Source organism: Leptolyngbya sp. AN02str, from assembly GCF_050565595.1.
Classification (GTDB): domain Bacteria; phylum Cyanobacteriota; class Cyanobacteriia; order Elainellales; family Elainellaceae; genus Kaiparowitsia.
In genome coordinates this window covers 24,760-44,043 of sequence record NZ_JBNXVR010000051.1, presented here as the reverse complement: position 1 = coordinate 44,043, position 19,284 = coordinate 24,760, and the positions used below count along the sequence as shown (strand labels likewise).

The 19,284-nt window shown below is 51.6% G+C and carries 12 protein-coding genes and 2 pseudogenes; 5 read left to right on the top strand and 9 right to left on the bottom strand.

Going from position 1 to position 19,284, the window contains the following annotated elements; all coding sequences use genetic code 11:
- On the bottom strand, window positions 1-586 hold a 586-nt coding region (locus ACQ4M4_RS25480; RefSeq protein WP_430687288.1), incomplete at its 3' end, for a DNA topoisomerase.
- Window positions 587-1,167: 581 nt separating this feature from the next.
- On the bottom strand, window positions 1,168-1,809 hold the full coding sequence (locus tag ACQ4M4_RS25475) for a hypothetical protein (protein WP_430687287.1): 642 nt from the start codon (window positions 1,807-1,809) through the stop codon (window positions 1,168-1,170).
- Between the two features lie 800 nt (window positions 1,810-2,609).
- Here ACQ4M4_RS25475 and ACQ4M4_RS25470 point away from each other — a divergent pair.
- Window positions 2,610-3,431 (top strand): ParA family protein, encoded by an 822-nt coding sequence (locus tag ACQ4M4_RS25470; RefSeq protein ID WP_430687286.1) that lies wholly within the window; start codon window positions 2,610-2,612, stop codon window positions 3,429-3,431.
- Complete coding sequence (locus ACQ4M4_RS25465; RefSeq protein WP_430687285.1) at window positions 3,425-4,390, top strand: ParB/RepB/Spo0J family partition protein; 966 nt, start codon at window positions 3,425-3,427, stop codon at window positions 4,388-4,390. The genes ACQ4M4_RS25470 and ACQ4M4_RS25465 overlap by 7 nt, the downstream gene beginning before the upstream one ends.
- Window positions 4,391-4,448: 58 nt before the next feature.
- Here ACQ4M4_RS25465 and ACQ4M4_RS25460 read toward each other — a convergent pair whose 3' ends face one another.
- A complete protein-coding gene (locus ACQ4M4_RS25460; RefSeq protein ID WP_430687284.1) occupies window positions 4,449-4,622 on the bottom strand; it encodes a hypothetical protein in 174 nt (57 codons plus the stop codon).
- Window positions 4,623-5,053: 431 nt separating this feature from the next.
- On the opposite strand from ACQ4M4_RS25460, the pseudogene ACQ4M4_RS25455 reads away from it, so the two are divergent.
- A pseudogene (locus tag ACQ4M4_RS25455) lies at window positions 5,054-6,564 on the top strand (protelomerase family protein).
- A 686-nt stretch (window positions 6,565-7,250) separates the two neighbouring features.
- On the opposite strand, the gene ACQ4M4_RS25450 reads toward ACQ4M4_RS25455, so the two are convergent.
- Window positions 7,251-8,216: a WD40 repeat domain-containing protein gene (locus tag ACQ4M4_RS25450; protein ID WP_430687283.1), complete on the bottom strand. Its 966-nt coding sequence runs from the start codon at window positions 8,214-8,216 to the stop codon at window positions 7,251-7,253.
- 142 nt (window positions 8,217-8,358) lie between these two features.
- Here ACQ4M4_RS25450 and ACQ4M4_RS25445 point away from each other — a divergent pair.
- Window positions 8,359-9,360 (top strand): annotated as a pseudogene (locus tag ACQ4M4_RS25445) (reverse transcriptase domain-containing protein).
- Here the strand turns inward: ACQ4M4_RS25445 and ACQ4M4_RS25440 are convergent.
- Window positions 9,357-10,631: an IS256 family transposase gene (locus ACQ4M4_RS25440; RefSeq protein ID WP_430687282.1), complete on the bottom strand. Its 1,275-nt coding sequence runs from the start codon at window positions 10,629-10,631 to the stop codon at window positions 9,357-9,359. The pseudogene ACQ4M4_RS25445 and the gene ACQ4M4_RS25440 sit on opposite strands and share 4 nt — an antisense overlap.
- A 185-nt stretch (window positions 10,632-10,816) precedes the next feature.
- Here ACQ4M4_RS25440 and ACQ4M4_RS25435 point away from each other — a divergent pair, with 185 nt between their 5' ends.
- Window positions 10,817-11,143 carry a group II intron maturase-specific domain-containing protein gene (locus tag ACQ4M4_RS25435; protein ID WP_430687281.1) on the top strand — a complete coding sequence of 109 codons (327 nt, stop codon included), beginning with the start codon at window positions 10,817-10,819 and terminating at the stop codon, window positions 11,141-11,143.
- 523 nt (window positions 11,144-11,666) lie between these two features.
- Here ACQ4M4_RS25435 and ACQ4M4_RS25430 read toward each other — a convergent pair.
- From ACQ4M4_RS25430 to ACQ4M4_RS25415, 4 genes are all read right to left on the bottom strand, one after another.
- Entirely contained in the window at window positions 11,667-11,885 is a 219-nt protein-coding gene (locus ACQ4M4_RS25430; RefSeq protein WP_430687280.1) for a hypothetical protein, read from the bottom strand.
- Window positions 11,886-12,120: 235 nt separating this feature from the next.
- On the bottom strand, window positions 12,121-13,998 hold the full coding sequence (locus ACQ4M4_RS25425) for a tail fiber domain-containing protein (RefSeq protein ID WP_430687279.1): 1,878 nt from the start codon (window positions 13,996-13,998) through the stop codon (window positions 12,121-12,123).
- A gap of 157 nt (window positions 13,999-14,155) precedes the next feature.
- The gene (locus tag ACQ4M4_RS25420; RefSeq protein ID WP_430687278.1) at window positions 14,156-15,937 is read right to left on the bottom strand and encodes a phage tail protein; all 1,782 of its coding nucleotides are present in this window, start codon (window positions 15,935-15,937) and stop codon (window positions 14,156-14,158) included.
- Window position 15,938: 1 nt separating this feature from the next.
- Window positions 15,939-19,250 (bottom strand): putative baseplate assembly protein, encoded by a 3,312-nt coding sequence (locus ACQ4M4_RS25415; protein ID WP_430687277.1) that lies wholly within the window; start codon window positions 19,248-19,250, stop codon window positions 15,939-15,941.
- Between the last annotated feature and the right edge of the window lie 34 nt (window positions 19,251-19,284).

Below are 19,284 nucleotides of genomic sequence, written 5' to 3'. Positions count from 1 at the left end.
AGACGCTCCAGTAATCCTGGGGAACAAAATTTTGGATTTCCCGTTCCCGTTGGCAGATTAGATGCAGGGTCGCACTTTGAACGCGTCCCATGCTTTTTGCCCCGTTCTGCAACTGCCACAGCAAGGGGCTACCTTTGTAGCCGACGAGTTTATCCAACACGGAACGGCACAACCCTGAGTGAACCAGATCCAGATCAAGAGGGCGGGGATGGGCGATCGCCTGCTGCACCGCCGCTGTTGTGATTTCCGCGTAGGTGACGCGCTGAGGATTGGCCAGCTTGAGTTCCTGAGCCACATGCCAGGAGATCACCTCACCCTCCCGGTCAGGGTCACAGCCCAGAAATGTGCGAGTCGCGATGCGAGCGGCGGTTTTCAGCTCGCTAATGGTTTTGGCTCCACGAGGTTGACGAGGAACAAATCGACAGACAACCCGCTGGTCAAGGAGATCAAAGCCTAAAGCGCTATCTCCATCACCAGCCAGTTCGCAAATATGTCCTCCACTGGCCTTAACAATCCAATCGGGTCCAAGGATTTGCTGGAGCTTTTTGATTTTTCCAGGGCTTTCAACAATCAGTAGGTTGGGCATGGTTTTAGTCGGTAGCTCACCAAGCAAGATTTGCGTTGCTCAATTTGTTCACAGGTAAGGTGCAGTTAACCCGTTCTCTATGGGTAGGGCCTTGCAACGTGCTCCCTGCGCTCCCATAGGTCAAGGGGCAGCATGTGTCATCTTCCGACAACGTTGTCGGAAGATGACACATGCTGTCAAACTCCAACTAACGCAGCAGACAGGGCAGTCACAGCGCAACAGGTGTAGTAGGCTGCTCTGTTCAGCTCTACGTCATTTGTCAGGTCGTTTTCCCCATCTATGCTCGTACACGTTATTCAGTGGCCCGGTGTGTTGTTCAAGGGTAGGAGATCGGACCTTAGCTGTTTTGCTGTCGGGTAGAAGTTGAATGCGAATCGTTCTTTGCATAGAGCAATTGTACTTATACGCATGCGAGAGAGCATCTGTCGGTTGCAAAGATTTTGAGTCGATTTTGGAAGCATTGTAGCTTGTTTGCGCGCAGCAGTCCCCACTCAAGCGCTGCTCCTATCCCTCTGTGCCCGCGAGAGAATGCGTTCGCTAAAGATTTGTATAAATGAACTTGAAGGCTTAAGCGTTAAAACTTATTCTCTAGTGCTAGGTGGCTGCACAACAAAGTTGGCATTATAAAACTCATTGCTCTCAAGAATTTCAACTTCAAAGCCACCTAGCAGCACACCCATCCAAACCTCAATCCAGGGTACATCTGTTAAGACAGATCGAAGTTCAGCAAACGACATTGGCCTATTTAAGGCTCCACTCACCAGCTGTGCCCAAGCTTCTACATTTTCATCATGAGATAGAGCAAATATTTGGCTGCGCTGCACCTCCGCAGATTCTATCCATGCCTCAACCGTCTTCTGCGGCAATGGCTTTAAGGGCTTGTTGGGCTGGGCCTTCTGTACATTGCGCTTCGGCGCTGGCTGTGAGAACTGTTCAGTGGGTAGAGTCAAGCTTTGACGAAAAAAGCTGGATAAATCCATCTCTTCAAAGGTTTCTGGTTGATCGTTCGCTAATCGATCTGCCCTCAACCAGCAAACTTCAGCAATCTGAGCAATGTACCCCCCTCCCTGTGCCAACTGCTGATACGGGGGCAACGTCTCCAAAACGTTATCTAGCAATACGCACAGTTCTCCAACATCCGCCTCCAGCGGACAAGCGATCGCCTCTTCGATAGCAGACTCCAATTCATTGCTCAGCGGTAGGGGCACTCCTTGATCGGGCATTGGCTCACAGGAATCTCTTTAGGTGGCGGGTCGAACTTAGCAATGCCATACCGTTCGCTCAAGGTTTCCAGGATGGATTGAATATAAGTTTGAATGTTGGGGCGCGATTGCCTCAATCTTTTGATTTCCTTGCCAGATGTCTACTCCAATCGCATGGATTGGGTGTTCAGCACCATCTCTCACTAACACTAGCATTGCTCCATAAGCGAGTGGCGTTGGCAAAATATTGGGGCTTTGTGCTGCTGCTCTTCGCCGCCGCCGATTATTTTCGTCTCGATGCCGATAATGAGATCTGCGCCGGTGGCATTTGGATTCCTCCCAGCAACCATTGCCCTCCTTTGCCATGCAGGGCGATGGCCTCCCCAACACTCAAACCAGCACAGTCTATACATTTGCGGCTGATACGTCTTGGCATCTGAAACGTAGTGTAAGTTTAGTGTAATAAAGGCGGTTAGGGTGTAAGCGTAGCACATTTTGGAGATGGTAGAACACATTCATGACAGAAGGAGTGGAGAGTTTGAGTGGAGAGCAAAGCCCACTGGCTTTAGTTGTGGGATAGGTAATCCTCTCGTGAGAGAGCTATTGGATTAGGGGACGTAAGACGAGCTGAACTTGCTATCATCCGCCGAGTCCTAATCCCACACTCTTTGAAGGTGGAAGTACATCAAAGCGTCAGAGCTTCCGACAACGTTGTCGGAAGCTATAAAGCAGTGTTGAGTTCTGTGGAAAAACAGTTCTGTAGAGCCCGGTGGCGCGAAAAAAGATTAAGGCTGCAAGAAAAATAGTACTAATGAATAGCCGTGCAGTATGATTTTTCTCAGCTATTGGTGAAAAGTGGTGGCAAAGTGGCAAAAAAAATTGCGATCTTCAACATGAAAGGCGGTGTGGGGAAATCTGCGACTGCCACGAACCTTTCAGCAGGGTTGGCAAAATTCAAGAACAAAAAAGTCCTTTTGGTGGACATTGATCCTCAAGGGACTTCGGGCGCTTCACTGGGACTTGAAGTATGGACGCTGAAGGCTCAGATTAAAGATGTATTGCAGAGCCCGCCTAATGAGGCAAAGTCTCTGCTTCAAAGTACGATCGTTTCGACGGAGAGCGGGGTAGACATTCTGCCCTCTAACATTCTCTTAGCAGTGGATGAGATCGCCATCTCCAGTTTGCCAGGGAGAGAAAACCTGCTGAAGCGAGCGCTGGCATTTGTTGAGGAAAAGTACGATTACATCATTGTTGATTGTCCTCCTAATATTGGGGTGTTCTCAATTAATGCCCTCAAAGCCTGTGACAAGGTCATTGTCCCAGTCGATATGAGCTATGTAGGACTTTTAGGTGTGAGAGGAGTTGAATACGCGCTTAGCCTGGTTCGAGACTTCCTAGACCACAAAGTACAAATTTTGGGCGTTTTGGCGACCCGCCATGATGGTCGAAAGAACATCAGTCGAGATGTGCTGATATCTCTAAAAGGCCATTTTGGGGAGGAAATGTTCCAGACAATCATTCCTGATACTGTCAAAATTTCTGAGGCCCCCAGTTTTGGAATCTCAATTTTTGAGCATGATCCTAAGGGAACTGGGTCTAAAGCGTATCGTGACCTAATGAATGAGGTATTGAAGCGGTGGTAACTAGAAAGAAAAGTGGGCTTGGTGCTGATCCATTCAAATCCCAACCTAATCTAGGGATTTTTAGTCCTACAGAACCATTAACGCAGGGTGACGATCAAGATGAGGACAGTACTCCATTAACTGTTGGAATTGCGAAGATTGTCTTACCGCAACAGCAGCCTCGCCGCTACTTTGATCCTGCTAAGATGCAGCAATTAGTGGCATCTGTGCGACACCACGGCATCCTGGAACCACTTTTGGTTCGCCCACGGGATGATAGCTATGAATTGATCGCTGGAGAACGCCGCTACCGAGCCGCAAAAGATGTGGGGCTAACGGATGTCCCAGTCGTGATTCGTGAGATGAGCGACCAGGAAGCCCTGCAAATCGCCATCGTTGAAAACTTGCAGCGGGAAGATCTAAATCCTCTAGAAGAGACTGAGGGCATCATCGCACTGCTCTCTATGCAGCTTCAAATTGAGCAACAAGAAGTTTCTCATCTGCTCCACCGCTTAGCAAAGGCTTCCGACAACGTTGTCGGAAAAGATCGCGAACAGTTGGATCTTATCAACGCTGTGTTTGATGTTGTTGGCGGGATGGACTGGAAATCATTCGCTAGTCATCGTTTGCCACTGATGAACTTGCCAAAACCAATTCTGGATGCACTGCGGAAGGGCAAGATCGAGTACACCAAGGCGAGGGCGATCGCACGGGTAAAAGATACCAAGAAGCAAGAGGAATTGCTCGATAAGACAATTTCGCAGACTCTTTCCCTTGCACAAATCAAAGAACAGATTTCTGCGCTTAAGGCTGAAAAGAAGCCAGAGGATGATGCCAATTCGTTAAAAGAGCAGATTGACGATGTCCTGCGTTTAGCTCGTTTGGTGAAACGGTCTAGGGTTTGGGAAGATCCCCAAAAACGTAGGAAATTAGAGAAGGTGCTGGCAGAGCTACAATCTATTGTCGGTGATACAAATTAGCGGCAGCGAGTAAATGAGCGGACGTCAACAATATCTTTAACTTATATGATTCCGCAGATCAGGTACGAACCTCCGCAGCGGGATTAGTTTCATGCAGGGCAAGACGCTTTTGTAAATTCACACAGGCATGTCCACGCAAAACGTAGGGATGTACAGCGATCGCCCGATCGCTGTTAGCAGCAGCTAACGCAGCGGAAGCTGCAGCAGGCAACCGGTACAAAATGAGCAGCACTATGGAGGATCTCGTGCCCACTCTTGTGCATTAGCCTTGGGACTGCCTCGGTCGGTGCATCCAGATTCGAGCCATTTGGTGACCCCCTCTACATTGCTTATTCAAATTGCTAGTAGATCTGTAAACTTATTGTGGTAGGAGGTCGAAATGCTGCAATGGCTAATTCCAGTGTTTGAGTCATTTTCCAAAAATATTTTAGGAAGATGAGTCAGATGAAAATTTGCAGATTCAGGTTGAATTGCTGCGCGCTCAATGGGTGAAGCGTGGCCTGAAAACGGTAGCTCAGCAAAAAACGCAATGACCCAGAGTCGAAGGGCTGTGAAAGAGCGTTTTGGGGAGAATCATCCGATCCTCCAATATCTCAACTTCACAACTGAGTGGATTGACGTGAATCGTGGGACAGCGGCTACCGTTGCCGAACAAAACGAGTCATTAATTCCATTGACTTCCAAAGCCGTAAACGCCGTGGTGTATCAGCGACGAACTCACTCTTAAGCCAAGAATGGGCGGATATTGCGGCTGGGCTGCTGCTGCTGACCGGGAGACGGAGTACGGAAATTCTTAAGACGGCTCAACTTGAGCCAAAAAGTCTGTTCTCATCATCTTTCGAGGTGCCCTTAAACGTCGGGGCGAACCTGTCGCGCTGTCATTTGAGATTCCCACCTTGACAGAAGCAAGCACAGTTTTCACAGCATTGGAGAAACTTCGCAAAATCTACTCAACCGAGTCTATTCCTATTGCAGCTGTCAATAGCTCTCTATCAGGACAAATTGGTTCGGCAGTTGATCGAAGTTTTGGCGAGCTGTTACCGTCTGTGAAGGGGCGTGAGCGAATACACGGACAAATGCTGCGAAAATTGTATGCAGCGATCGCAGTTTACTTTTATTGCCCGCTAAAAGTGGATGAAGTTGAGTATCGATCTCACATTCAAGGTCATTTTTCAGGGCATACAGATTTATCTTTGGCAGAGAGACGACAAATTGCCGCAGATCGTCATTACCGAGGGTACGTCATTGTCGATGACGATGGAGCAATTCGTAAGGGAGTTCGGCTCGATTGGCAGGGTGTAGAAGTTCTTGAAGATTTTAGGAGTAGTCCGGTGGTGAACAGAGAGGGAATCAGCAACCAAGCGCTCTCCAAAGCAAGGAGTGTATTAGAAAGCACCAGCTCAAATGATTCGGCATCTTTTCGAAAAGCTGACCTTAAGCGATTAAAGGTAGATGTTGAGATGGTGCGACTGTGTGCTTCTCTCCTACACATTCCGGTATCCACCGAGGATGGGTATCAAGCGCTGTTTGATGCGGTCTTTGCTGCCATCATTGAAAAGTTGATTCATTCACAAACGGCAGAAGCAGAAGAGCTAAGCCCACAAGCCGTGCCTCCAGCCGAGCCACAGGTTACTCAACTAGTGGAATTAGTCAAGCAGATGAGCGGCTTAGTGGAGAAACTGCGAGTGCAGGTTGAACCCGACCACGAGGCTCTAGATGCCATGCGCCAAGAGCGAGATGAGGCCGTTCAGAAGTTAGAGGCGATGCGGCAACTGCTAGGAGTTCCATCTGAATCTCCTCGGGGCGTTGAGCCAGTTAAAGCTGAGCCAGCTACGCAACAAAAGAGTTTTAACCCTAGTTATGATCGGGCGATCGCACCATCTGCGTTGTCAGCAGCTCCAGTCGATATCGATCCACGCCTAGTTCGTGTCATTCACTCCATCATGTCCCACAACGAGCAAGCGCAATCGATTAATGACAAGTGGGCCATCAATGGCCTATCGGTGATTACGTTTGCACGTTCGCTTGGCGCTGGAACTCAGTCCAAGGTGAAAGAAGCGATCGAGGGCATGGCAGAAGAGATCGAGGCCCATCATCAGAAGCATGGGCTATCAAAACGTCATAACAAACGGCACGAGAAGCCCATCACCGAGTCTGTGATACTGATTAATTAGTCGGTGCTTTCCCTTTGATCCAATTCCATCTTCAGCAGGGAGGGCTCAAGCGGAGATAGCAGGCTCAGCCCATCTTGCATCCCCTAATCCCAAGGGGGAGAACTCCACCTTTTTGATATTCACGTTGCAATTGCCCTAGTGTTTCGACAACTTGAACAACAACCCCTACTGCAACAACACGGCTACCAAGTTCAGATCACCAGGTGCAAGATGTGAGTAAAGCAACGCGCCTAGACTTAGCCGCACTGCATGAGAATCTGCTGGCCATGCACAGAGACATCCATGATGGATTTCACAAGTGGCATGGTAGCGGAAGCTGTGAGCCAAAGCATTTCATTGAGTATTTAACAACAATTGAGTCTTGGCGTTTTAAGACACCAAAAGCAACAGCGCATCATTAATAAACTCGAAAGAGTGCAAAGTACCTATGGAAATACTTAGGTACCCCCAGTTTGAGAATCTTGCACCTGCGATCGCCCACTGCGCCTTATGATATGGCCGTGTTGGTCGAGGTTACCTTTGGATAAGCCGAACTGGCAGGTGATGCCGGTGCCCTTCGTCTGTAGAGCATGTTGTTGCCCTTCCCACGCATTCAGTGAGCAAACATCAGCAAAATATTTTGTAGATGCATTGGCTCACTGTCATTGCTGCTTGATTGGCTCAAGTTGCAGAGGTATGTTCTAAAGCTACTCTTCCACATTAAAGAAGTGGACACAGCCGCCATAGTTGCCTGCGATCGCGGTTTTCCCATCGGGCGTAAGGGTACAGCAGAAGAAGGGGCGATCGCCCACGAAGGTGGTGATGAGAGTTCTGGTATGCAGATCCCACAGTTTGAGGGTGTTGTCATAGGAGGCTGAGAGGGCGAGAGAGAAATCGGCAGTTACGGACACCGAGAGCACATAATCTTGATGCCCCTCAAAGGTGTGAAGCAACTGCCCTCGTTCAAGGTCCCACAGTTTCAAAGTACAGTCACTAGATGCTGAGACAGCTTGCGTAAAATCAGCGGAGGTTGCGATAGATAACATGTATTTCGGATCCCGTGTCTCCTCCCGTATAACTTCCATTCTCTGTACGACGGCTCCGGTCCGCAAATCCCAGACCTTGATCTCATCCTTAGCCGCTGAAAGCAAACGACGGCCATCTGCGGAGAGTGCAAGTGCCGACTTGGCGGCCCGTGTTTGCCGTTCGAGGGTTTGGAGCCGTTGACCGGACTGCAAATTCCAGACTGAGATGGGTCCTCCAGTAGTTGCGACAACCGCAATGGCCTGAGCAAAATTGGTGGCCACTGCGATCGGCCTACCGTCCTCTAATCGGACAGAATACCGTTCGTCATAGGGCAAAGTGCTGTCATTCTGACTGTGAAGAACAGCTTCCTGGAAGGTTTGCCCCACCGCTTCGGCCTGAATATCCCAGATATGGAGGCGGCGACCCAAATCAATTGAAACAACTTGAGAGAAATCATCCGACACAGCCACCGAAATGGCTAAGTCCAAAATTCTGCCCCTGAGCGTTTGGATGACTTGTCGAGTTTGTACATCCCAGAGCTTGAGGGTGCGATCCTGGGAGACAGAAATGGCTCGCGTGCCATCGGCAGAGAGGGCTAGAATTGCCACGGCTTCGGCGGGTCCACCGGGGTCTAAAGACTGTGGCACGTTACCAAGGCAAAGTCGGGAACTCGGGAGATCTCATTGGCTCCTCCGAAACAGGGGTAGGGCAGTACAACCAGACAACTGGAAGGAAGCCCAACGGTCGATGGGAAGTCGGATGTCCTCATAGTAGTGAAGAAGTAGAGTAATGCCTATGGAGCGAAGGGGGACACATTCAAACGCCTGTTCGATGGAAACGCTGCCCACACTCAGAGGTGGAACAACGGCGATACCGGGAGTCGAACGGATAGCCCAACGGGCACGCCAACAGCCAGAGACCTGTTTCTCCACATTGATGCACCACTTCAGTGTGGAGAATCTGCGAGTCTGCTTCGAGTCCCTCGATGGCAGAAAGGCAGTGGGTATCGATGGCGTGACCAAGGAGCAGTACGTGGAAGAATTGGAGGACAACCTCCAGCGCCTGCACCAAAAACTGCACCAGATGTCGTACCGCCCGCAAGCAGTGCGACGAGTGGAGATTCCCCAAGAGGACGGGAGCACCCGCCCGCTTGGGATTAGTTGCATAGAGGACAAGATCATCCAGGAGATGACACGACGCATCCTCGAAGCCATCTATGAACCAACGTTTCTAGACACCTCCTATGGGTTCAGGGCAGGGCGGAGTTGCCATGATGCTCTACGACAACTCAATCAGGAGATGATGAGGCAACGGGTGAATTAGGTGGCGGACTTGGATCTGGCTCGGTTTTTCGATACCATGCCGCACCAGGAGATACTCTCTGTACTGGCATTACGAATCAAAGACAGGAAATTCCTGCAATTGATTGCACGAATGCTCAAAGCAGGGGTGCAAACGCCTGGAGGAGTGGTGGTCGATGAACTAGGCAGCCCACAAGGCTCAATTGTCTCTCCGGTGATTGCGAACATCTTCTTTGACCATGTTCTAGACCAGTGGTTTAGTCAGGTCGTGCGTCAGCACTGTCGGGGATACTGTTCCATCATCCGCTATGCCGACGACACGATGGTGTTGTTTGAACGGGAAGACGATGCTCACCGCTTTATGCGGGTCTTGCCACTGCGACTAGCGAAATTCGGGTTAACGCTCAATCAAACCAAAACCCAACTGCTGAGGTTTGGCAAACAAGCCGCTCGGAGTTATGCGCAAGTCTGGTGTATGAAGAAGAATTAAGCGGCGTTTTTGCTGGCATCTGAGTCTAATTGTTGGTCTGCTCGAATTCCATCCTTGAATTTCACGCCTTCAATCACCTCTCCTAAACGTTTGAATCCTCGAATACGCAACCACCTTTTCTGAGCACTCTGCACCAACTTGAAAACCAACGACAGAATGCTGTCTTGCGAAACACACCCTCGTGTTTTATCTGTTCTCAAACGCACCGTAGCAAACGTCGATTCAATCGGATTAGTGGTGCGGATATGCACCCAATGCTCAGCCGGGAAATCATAGAACGCTAACAGGGCATCACGGTCCTTAGATAAACACTCAACTGCTTTGGGATACTTGGCATCATAGGTTTTGATGAAACGCTCAAACGCCGTCAGCGCATCATCTTTCGTCTCTGCCATATAGATCTCATGGAGAGCCGATTTGGCTTTTGGTTGTTGGCTTTTGGGCAAGTTATTGAGGATGTTGGCAGCCTTATGCACCCAGCATCGCTGCACACGAGTAGTGGGGAACACTTGCGCTAATGCCTTCCAAAAGCCTAAGGCTCCATCCCCAATCGCTAGTTCTGGAGCCGTTTTCAGCCCCTGGTCTTGCAAGCGCAACAACAACGGCTTCCAACTTAATTCTGACTCTCGAAATCCTGCTTCCGGCCCCAGCAGTTCTTTGGTTCCGGTGTCGGTGACACCCATAACAACGAGGATACATTGACGGTCATCCTCGTTGCGGATGTTAAAGTAGATTCCATCCGTCCACATATACACGTACCGTTTACCGCTCAAGGAGCGTTTCTGCCATTGTTGGTGCTCCTCTACCCATTTGGCTTTCAGACGGCTAATGGTGCTGGCAGATAAACCTTCAGCATTCGCCCCCAGCAAGGATGCTAAGGCCTCTGAGAAATCTCCGGTGGATACGCCTTTGAGATAGAGCCAGGGCAGCACTTCCTCAACGCTGTGGGCTCGCTTGAGATAGGGCGGTAACAGTGTCGAGTTGAACTTGATGCCACGGCCACTACGGTCACGCACCTTCGGCACTTGAATTTCCACTTCCCCAACCCCAGTCACAATTGTGCGCTCGGGGAGGTATCCGTTGCGAACGATCGCCGCTCGTCCCTGGCTATCTTTGAGGGACTGGTACTGCGTTAAAAACTCATTCAACTCTGCTTCGACCGCCTGGGCAATGATTTGGCGAGCGCCTTTGCGAACTAATTCGGTCAGCGCATCGTTGAACAATGCAGGTGATTCTGAAGGTTGAAATGCAATAAGATTATCGTTACTCATGGTGTATCCTCGTCTGGTCTTTGCTTATCCAGCAGGATACGCCCTTTCTCTCTCCTCTGACCGTACACCACTTCTGAGCATAGCTCGCCGCTCGTCAGTCAATCAAAAGTGAAAATAAACTCCCCACTTTTGATTTTCTTGGCTTCACCCATTACTGGGGACGGAGCCGGACGGGAAAGGTCAGGTTGAAGCGCAAAACCTCGAAGAAACGACTGCGGCGTGCTCTGGTAGACCTGAAACAATGGTTACGCCAAGAACGCAATGCCCGCAAATTACCGCAGTTTTGGCAAGCAATTGGGAGCAAGATGCGGGGTCACTTCAACTACTTTGGAGTGACCGACAACAGTCGAGCGCTGTACCAATTTGAGCGAGCTGTTCACAATCTTCTGTTCAAATGGTTAAACCGTCGCAGCCAACGTCGTAGCTTTACTTGGGAAAGCTTTCTCAGGTACATGAGGCGATTTCCGCTGCCGCAACCGGGACGCTTAGTCTCACTGTTTCCTACTGGGTGAACGATTGCATGAAGAGGCTTGTGCGGGAAAACCGCAGGCAGGCTTCTGTGAGGGGGAGGCTTACAACGATGCAAGGCTGAATCTTGTGGCACTCTCAATACCGAAAGGCGAGAGAAACGGAGAATAAAGCAATCCTAAACATTGAAGGAGTCCTCCCTACTCGACAAACTAAGCCAAGCTGGGTTAGAACTGGATTCGCCTTTGCTATCACCCAGCAATGGAAAATCCGATTTATCCATTCCTCTCAAGTCTGCCTGACCCTCAACCTGCCATCGCATCCAAGCGACAACAGAACGCTTCTTTCGAGCGTGAATTTACTGTACTCAGCCGTTTTTCAGCTTCTTAGTTTTGTCAGTCAAGCAGGGCATTCACCATTTCATGCTCTGGTTAGTAAGTGTGGAGATATAGCTCAGAGCAATTCGCACCAGTTTTTTGACTGTGCTGGATGTAGAGATACCTATCTAACCGATGCATCGAGCGGTCTTTCAACTGCGATGTCTGCCGCTCATTGTTCATCGGTGGCTTAAATAATTTTGGCATCAACAATGTCATCGGTGTCGGCGGGGCCGGACGTGGCTTCGGCATCGCTCAGGGTTTCTTCGAGCACTTGAATGGCCCCGCTGATGCGGAGGAGGGTATCCCGCAGGTTAGCTTGCTGGGCTTTGAGGTCAGCAAGCATTTTTTGCCCTGCCTCGTATTCGGTTTTGAGTGATTGGAGCCGTTGCTGAAGTCTGTCTTTCATTTTTTGAGTAGAAGAAGTATAGATGGGGTAGCAGGGCTCTTGGACTTGATTCTACAAAACCTGCGATTGTTGGGTTTCCTGCGTCAACCCAACCTATGGCGAGGGGCGATCGCACTATCAGTATGGTGGCAATTGCCCCCCGCTGACGCTTGAACAGTTTTTGCAGCGGCCAGAGATTAAACAGGCTTCAGAGTGTTTTTGCGAAAATCATTTGTCAACCAGCGGAATGTCGGTTCTATAAATCAGTAATTCTACCTTCTATCTTTTGAACTTTGTCAGATAGCTCTTGAATTGCTCGGATTGCTAATACGCCAAAGTGAGTGTAGCTAATTCCCTTCAAGGGAATACCATCAACATTTGATGTGCTGACGATCTCAGGGAAAAGTTTTTCGACTTCTTGAGCAACAAAGCCAAAGTCTTCTGTGTTACAGTCTCTCCAAGCAAATTTTACGGGACGAAGTTTTTTGATTTTGTCTAAAATGTCGCTTAATGAATTAATGTCTTTTTTCAGGGAAGCATCAGAGTGTTTTATCCAATTGTTTTTATCATCCATATATACTCCAGCATTACTGCCGTCCCTGTAAAAATATAAACCGAAGCCATCCATGCCAATCCGCACATAATGTGTGCCATTGTCTATTCGCATCTCACCCCTAGAAACATGTAATCGCGCCTGCGGATCATTTGTACCAATTCCCAGCCTTCCAGAACCTGTTATCCGTAGAATTTCTTGAGAGGAAGTTTCGTTTGAATTGGCGAGAAATTTCCAACCTTCATTTGGATGAGACACAAATTCTGTCCACCAATTACTTGCCCGGATGAAGTGTGTATGTTGAGCAGAGGTGAGGAGTAATCTTGAGCCTCCTTGATCTGCTTTGCCCAGCCACAGATTACCGATAACTGCTGCATCACCTTGAATTCTGAGCTTTTCGGTGCTGGGATTGGTGCCAATTCCCACATTGCCGTTATTGTTAATGCGTACCAACATGCTTTGAGCGTGGAATGTTGCGGCTGTTGCTAGAGCTGGTGAGAAAGCAGAGTCAATGGTTAGTGAGTTGTTGCTGGCAATAGCTGTGATTCTTCTAGTTTGACCAGAGGCTACAATCCAATCTCCTACCTGTAGCTGAGTTGTGAATAATGTGTCATTACCATTCACTGTTGTTCCCGAACTAGTAATAGTTCCGTTCTTTAAAGCCATCCAATTTCTAAAACTAAGGCCATCTCCAATCCTCATGCGTTCTTGATTGTTGGCATAAATAGCAATCTGACCATCACCTTCTTGGTTTAACCCGGTATCGTCATCTCCGATCGCTAGATGAATTTTCGGCGTAGTTGTGCCAATTCCAACATTGCCGCTAGCGCTTACCGTGAGTCCTCTACCAGTGGGTGCCCCTTTCAAAGAAACTGTGCTGTTCACCGTTAGGCTTCCATTTAGCGTGCTAGTACCTGCCACCGTCAGATTACTATTAGCCCCTGTAGTGGAGAGAGTCCCTGCTATTGTGGTGTTTCCATTCAGGGTGCTGTCGCCAGCAACGGTAAGGGTTGACTTAATCTCTAAAGCACCGTTAAGAATTGCGCGGTTTGGGTTTTGATTGCCGCCCGATCGCAGACTTGGGCCATTTTTGCCGGGGGCGCTGCTGGGTAAATATAGGCCAGAGTATTGGCGAATATTGAGATCAAGCTCTTTGACTTTAGTATTTTCAAGCACCAGTTTTGCTAGCGCGATTTGGGTACTGGGTTGGTGCTGAGCTTCTGCTACAAACCCCAGATCTGGGTCTTCGACAATGCGAGTTGAACCATCTACTTGCATATCGCTGGCCTCTTCGCTGGCTTGCTGATGGTAAGCAATGTAGAGCACCTGCGCTCCCTCGATCTCTTTGGGCAGGTTTATGGTGCGCTTGTCGAGCAGCACAATTTGTCTCCCTTCAGCGTCTACTGCGGTGCCCGCACCGATGGTAATGGCTAGCTCGGCGGTAGGAGTTTGGCCTGGCCTTATATCAGGCCCATCCCAGGTTAGGCCATCGGCAATACCGGACACGGTCAGCAGCTTGGGCAGTCGGCGCTGGCGATCGATATGGTAGTCTTGCTCAACGACAAAGTCTGCCTCTTGCAAAAATTGTCCATTGAAGTAGCGGGGTCGCTTGTTGGTTGTGTCTTGCTTTGGGGTTGAGTCTGGCATAGGGGTTTTGGGGGTCTAAACCTGAAGGGGTAGCGGTGAAGGAAGGAGCGGCAAAAGGGTCAGTAAAGTTGCGAGACGGAGCAATGACTCATCAGTCGCCCGGTAGTTTGGTACCGAGTGTGGTATTCTCGCCGAGAATCAGCTTGTCTTCGTAAATTTGCATAGTGGGCACCAGAATGCGCAGAGCGTAATAGGTGTGGGCTGGTTTTTCTTGGTCGATGATGTGTTGGGCAATCCGAGCCTGCTGATGGTACAGGTTTGAATCTGGGGTGTTGAGCGTGAGTGATACCTGAAAGAAATTGGGATAGTCTGCAATCTCAGTGATAGTGGTTTTGGAGGCCACATCTTTGAACCCGGCATTTTCGAGGTAGATTTGCAAAATTTTGAGCAGGGCGGCTTTGGTGCCCCGCTGACGATAGAGGGGGGCGATCGCATTGATAAACTGTCGCTTAGCCTCTGGCGGCCAGTTGTCTTGCAAACTCAGGGCTACCCACCCGGCCAGCCAGGGCAAAAACTCCTCAGGGGTTTTGCCTGGGTCAAAATAGGTGTGAATCAGGGAAATGATTCGCTCTAGACTGGGCGGATCAGAAGTGGCAGCGGAAATAATGCCGGGGTTGCCCTCGTCGGCACTGGGGATGCGGGAACCGCTGAGCACCTGCCGAAAGGCGAACAAAAACTGATCAATCACTGGGTCAGTTTGCAGCACAGCAGGCAGGTAGTCAACATAGCTGGGCTGCTCTAGAGACATAGGCGGAGATGGGTCAGGTTTGGAGTCTGCTGCTGGTGGCGGAGCAGCGGACAAGGGTATCGGAGCGAGCGCCTTAGCATCCGTTTGGGAAATGGACTCTGCCAACGTCTTGGTGGGTACACGTCGCCAGATATTGCCACCCCGCGTGCGTTCTTGAAGGGTAAAGCGGTTGTATATAGTGGCATCATCCAGGGCGATCTGGGCTAGTTCGTGGGGTTGCAGCTCAATCGGCTGTGGCGGTGCCTCTGAGTTGGCTGTGGCGGTTGCAGGTTCCCGCCATAGCCGCAGGTTTGTGACATAGTCAACCCCTGGCACCTGATCGAGCAACTGATACAACTCTGAGGGGTAAACCGAGCGCCCCAAGGGCCACCCTTGCCCATCCCAGTAGGGGTTAGTCAGGTCTGGCAGGGGGGCAAAAAACCGTTGCAGCGCCTGCCAGGTTTCATTCAATACCTGCTTTGGGGCGGCTCCGTCGAGCAAGTGCAGGTCGGCAGCGACTTCTACCCTGACATAGCTGGGGCCAATCAAGTGGTGGTGAGTGGTCAGCAATCGGCAGGGTTCGAGCCAGGCGACCAGGTCTTTTAGCAGTTGAGTCGAGGGGGTCGGAGCTGCATCCTGAAGCCAGGGAATGGCCACCAGTGTGAGGTGACCGGGTTTGGGCTGTAGGGTGACTGGCGCTGATTGGCTGGGGTGCACACCGGGCAAACAGTGAACGCGGGCCAGAGGAGTAGGCTCGCTGAGACTGAGATTTTTATGCTCGTCCAGGTTGAGGAGCTGAGGCCAGCGCTCTAGCAAGAGATGCTGGTAGTCGGCAGCGGTGACGGCCCGGTAATGCTGGCGCAGATCCAGAATGGCGACTTCTAACTCACTCTGGAGACTGTGAGAGGGTTGCCAGTTAGGCGGGCTAAGTAGCTTGAGAAAGGCGTGCAGGTTGGCGTCGGGGATCTGGTTAACCCGGTAGAGCACCGTTTCCGTAATCCAGGCCAGCAGCTCAAGCAAAATGATGCCTGTGTCGCTGGAGTTGTGGTCTGTCCATGCAGGGCATTCGATAGGAATGCGCGATCGCAGATCTTCTACCAGGTCAGCATAGGTGCGGTCATCTAAGTTGGGTAGCGGTAGCGCCATCTCAGCGGACTCCCTTGGATAGGTCTAAGGTAATGGTGTGCAAACCGGGATAGATCAAAAACGGAAGATCTGAACGAACAGTGGGGTCGAGGTCTAAGGTTAGCTCCTTAACCCAGGAGACCCTCGGCACCGATTCAATCAGGGCATAAAAATCTGAGGTGTGCGGCTGACGGCCAAAATTCCACCCCTGTCCGTCGCACCCTCCGGTGAGGCAGTGCAAAAAGCGATTGAGCTTTTGCATAATCTCATTCCGGGTCACATCGGCCCCCTCTAGAGACGCGACAGCGACCCTGGCGTTGACGGTCACTTTCACCCAGGATGGGCCTTTTACCTCTAGTTCCACGGTGGGTAGACACCGCTGGCGCAGATATCGTTCTACCCGATCCATCAGCCCCAGGGAAGGCACCGGCTGTGGATGGATGCTGTAGGGCACAATCAAAACCTGGACATAGCCCGACTGAACGGCTCTATGCGGTGGGGGCAATGTAGCGGGCAGATCAGTGCCCAGCCACAGATTTTGGTCGCGATCGGTACTCAGAGGCTCAAACTGAGGGGTGATTGCCCTGGCGCGGGCGACCTCCGGAGAGGCGGCAAAGGCCAGGTCGGCAAAGTCTTGAGCGGCGACGGCTCGGTCGCGGTGGCGCAGTTGGCGCGGGCCTCGGACTTGCACCTGAGCGATAGACTCCTGCGGGGCACCCCCCCCGGCAGGCTCCAGATTGGTGACGCTGTCAATGTAGGGAACAGTAGTTTTGAGTTGGGCGATGGTGTGGATGGGTCGATCGCTCCCTGCGCCGCCGCCCGTGCGATAGCTAAGCCGCAGGTTGTTGCGACCTAAGGGCGGAATGAGACCTCGCTGACCATTGCCAAAGCCAATCTCACCCGTCAGGGAGTCGAGGGTGTAGTGGCGATCGCGCGGCCCAGAGCCATAGAAGTTGGGCACGGCCTGCCAGCGCACCCACACGTCTGCTAGCCGCCCCGTGGCATCGTAGACAGACTCAACCCCATCTTCGCCGCTCGAGTGGCGTAGTGCCCTATGCTCGTCGGGCGGCGGTAGTTGCCCCTCCTGCACGGTCAGTTTAGCCCCGAGCAAAATTGGCGTTTGGGTGGCTTGAAATCGCTGATCGGGGTTGCCGTTGCTTGAACCCAGGGTTTCGTTGGTCATGGTCTGAGACTGGTTGGCCCACACGGTGTTGGTCAACACTCGCCGCAGCCGGGGCATCACTCTGAATGTGCCACCTTGCCAGCATGCCCTCAGCCAATAAAGCCCACGGTAGCCCAGGTCAGATCGGGGAGCCGGGTCGGTCGGCCCCAAAAATTGAATCAGCCCCCGCTGAGCAAAGGCCTGCGTCTCGTCGTGTACCGCCAGGGGTTGCCAACCTTTGGCGCTGTAGTATTCCCACACCACGATGGCAGGGTGGTCTATGGTTTGGGGATGGCTGGCCTCCTGGGGGCTGGGTAGAGCCACCTGGGCGTAAAGCGTGACAGGGCGGGGACTAAAGGGCCGATCGAACCCCAGATAGAGGGTGGGGCGACGATCTGTTGTTGGGTGAACGAGCGGAAAGCGTCGAAACAGTCGCGTTCCCGGTGCTGGCAGCGTCGCTAGAGGGCGATCGAGGATCACGCCCGGTGAGTCAGAGTAGAGCGTGTCGATGATATATGTGTTGGCCTCGCTGGGGGCAGCCTCAGCCGGGATGCGCAGGCGATCGCCCACCGCAAACCCCGCCGTGCTGTCGAGCCACAACACCTGCACCCGCCGACCACTGCTGGCGTCGCCTTCATAGGTCTTCTCAACGACGGGTAGGGGATTGCTAAAGGCAAAGTCGTTGACCGTGCGGCAGTGGATAGAGGAGGCATTGGCGGTGTAATTAGATTTCAGTGTGATCGAGCCTAGAGACGGGGGCGCGTAGGTCGCGGCAGTAAAGCTGATGCTGCTCCCCGATCCCGTAACCTTAGCGGCTTCTCCATAGTTACCTTTGACAATGCGCACCCTCAGCCAGTGACGAGTTTCCCCATTGAGAGTCATGGTGGCGACATCAGCAGGCAGCGTTAGGGTAATACGGGCCGCTTCGGTCAAGGTCGGTGCAACTGCTGTCGGTGGCGTTGTTGCTGTTGAATTTGCTGTTGAATTTGCTGGCGGTGGTAGCGCAATCCACCTGCCCGTCCCGTCTAAAATTTGTATCCTTACAGGCTGAGCTTTCCAACCATCCTCTGTCCACACTTCCCAGGCCAGCTCTAAGTTTGCACTAGCGTTAGCTGGGGTCGGCAACCCAACTGTGGGCGTAACCTCTATGGTGACGGTGCTGCCAGGATGCGCCAGAGTGCGATCGCTAGCGACGTAGAAAGTGTCGTTAAATCGGGGCTGTTCCCCAAACGGATAAAAATCTTTGCTGAGATCGAGCGGTACAGTATTCGCAAAACAGAGGTCAGGGGCTATTTTGGGTTGTGCTGTAGCAATACTCGCTTGAATATTGGTAATGACAGGTAGGGACACTGCGCCAGGAGGCAAGGGGCGGGTAAATTTTGCCTGTACCCAGAGGGCACTCACCCCGTCTATTGTTACGGGTTGAGGCTCGATTGCAATGGGTAGAGTTACCTGCCAGGGTTGAGACGTGACGGTGGTGGTAACCCCAGTCAGGATTTGCCAGGTCTGACCATCCCACACCGACCATCTGATAGAGTGCCGCAGAGTGTCCAACTGGGTACTCGCAATACTGTCAAAGTTAAACGTGAAGGTCAGCGTCTTTGTTCCTGGATGGCCTAGTAGATCATCAACAGCCAGGTACAAACAGTGCTCAATGGGTTGCTCGGCCCCAAACACCGGAAACGTTCCTTCTCCCTGTCCGGTGGCGAAGGTCGTGTAGTCGCTGACCCAATCGCCTTCTGGGTTGCGCACGGCTACGGCGGTTAGCTGAGCCGGGGTAACGACCAGCTCTTGCTCGGTTTCAAAGATTGCTTCCTCGGTTTCACCCTCCTGGGGTGGGGCAGACACCTGGGTATGCGTGGGCACAAAGGCATCGGCGGTGGTGCCAGTAGCGAGGGTAAAGGTGAGGGGCACGCGAGCGGGTTGGGGCGGCTGCAGCTCGATGCCAATCAGGTCTAAAAAGGCGAGAAAATTTTTCTCAGGAGCCTGGTTAATGCGATCGCTCACCTGTTTAGCCAGGTGAGCAAACAGCCGAATCATCGCCAGCCCAGCGTCAGCCTGGTTGGGCGGCTTCGGTGCGTCCCAATCGCTAGAGCGTTCTACTAGAGTCTTGGTTTGCTCAACAATATCCTCATAGGTGCGTTGGTCAATAGGGGGGGGCTGCACAGTCATGGGGCTACTCTAAGGAATGCGGATTAATTAAAAC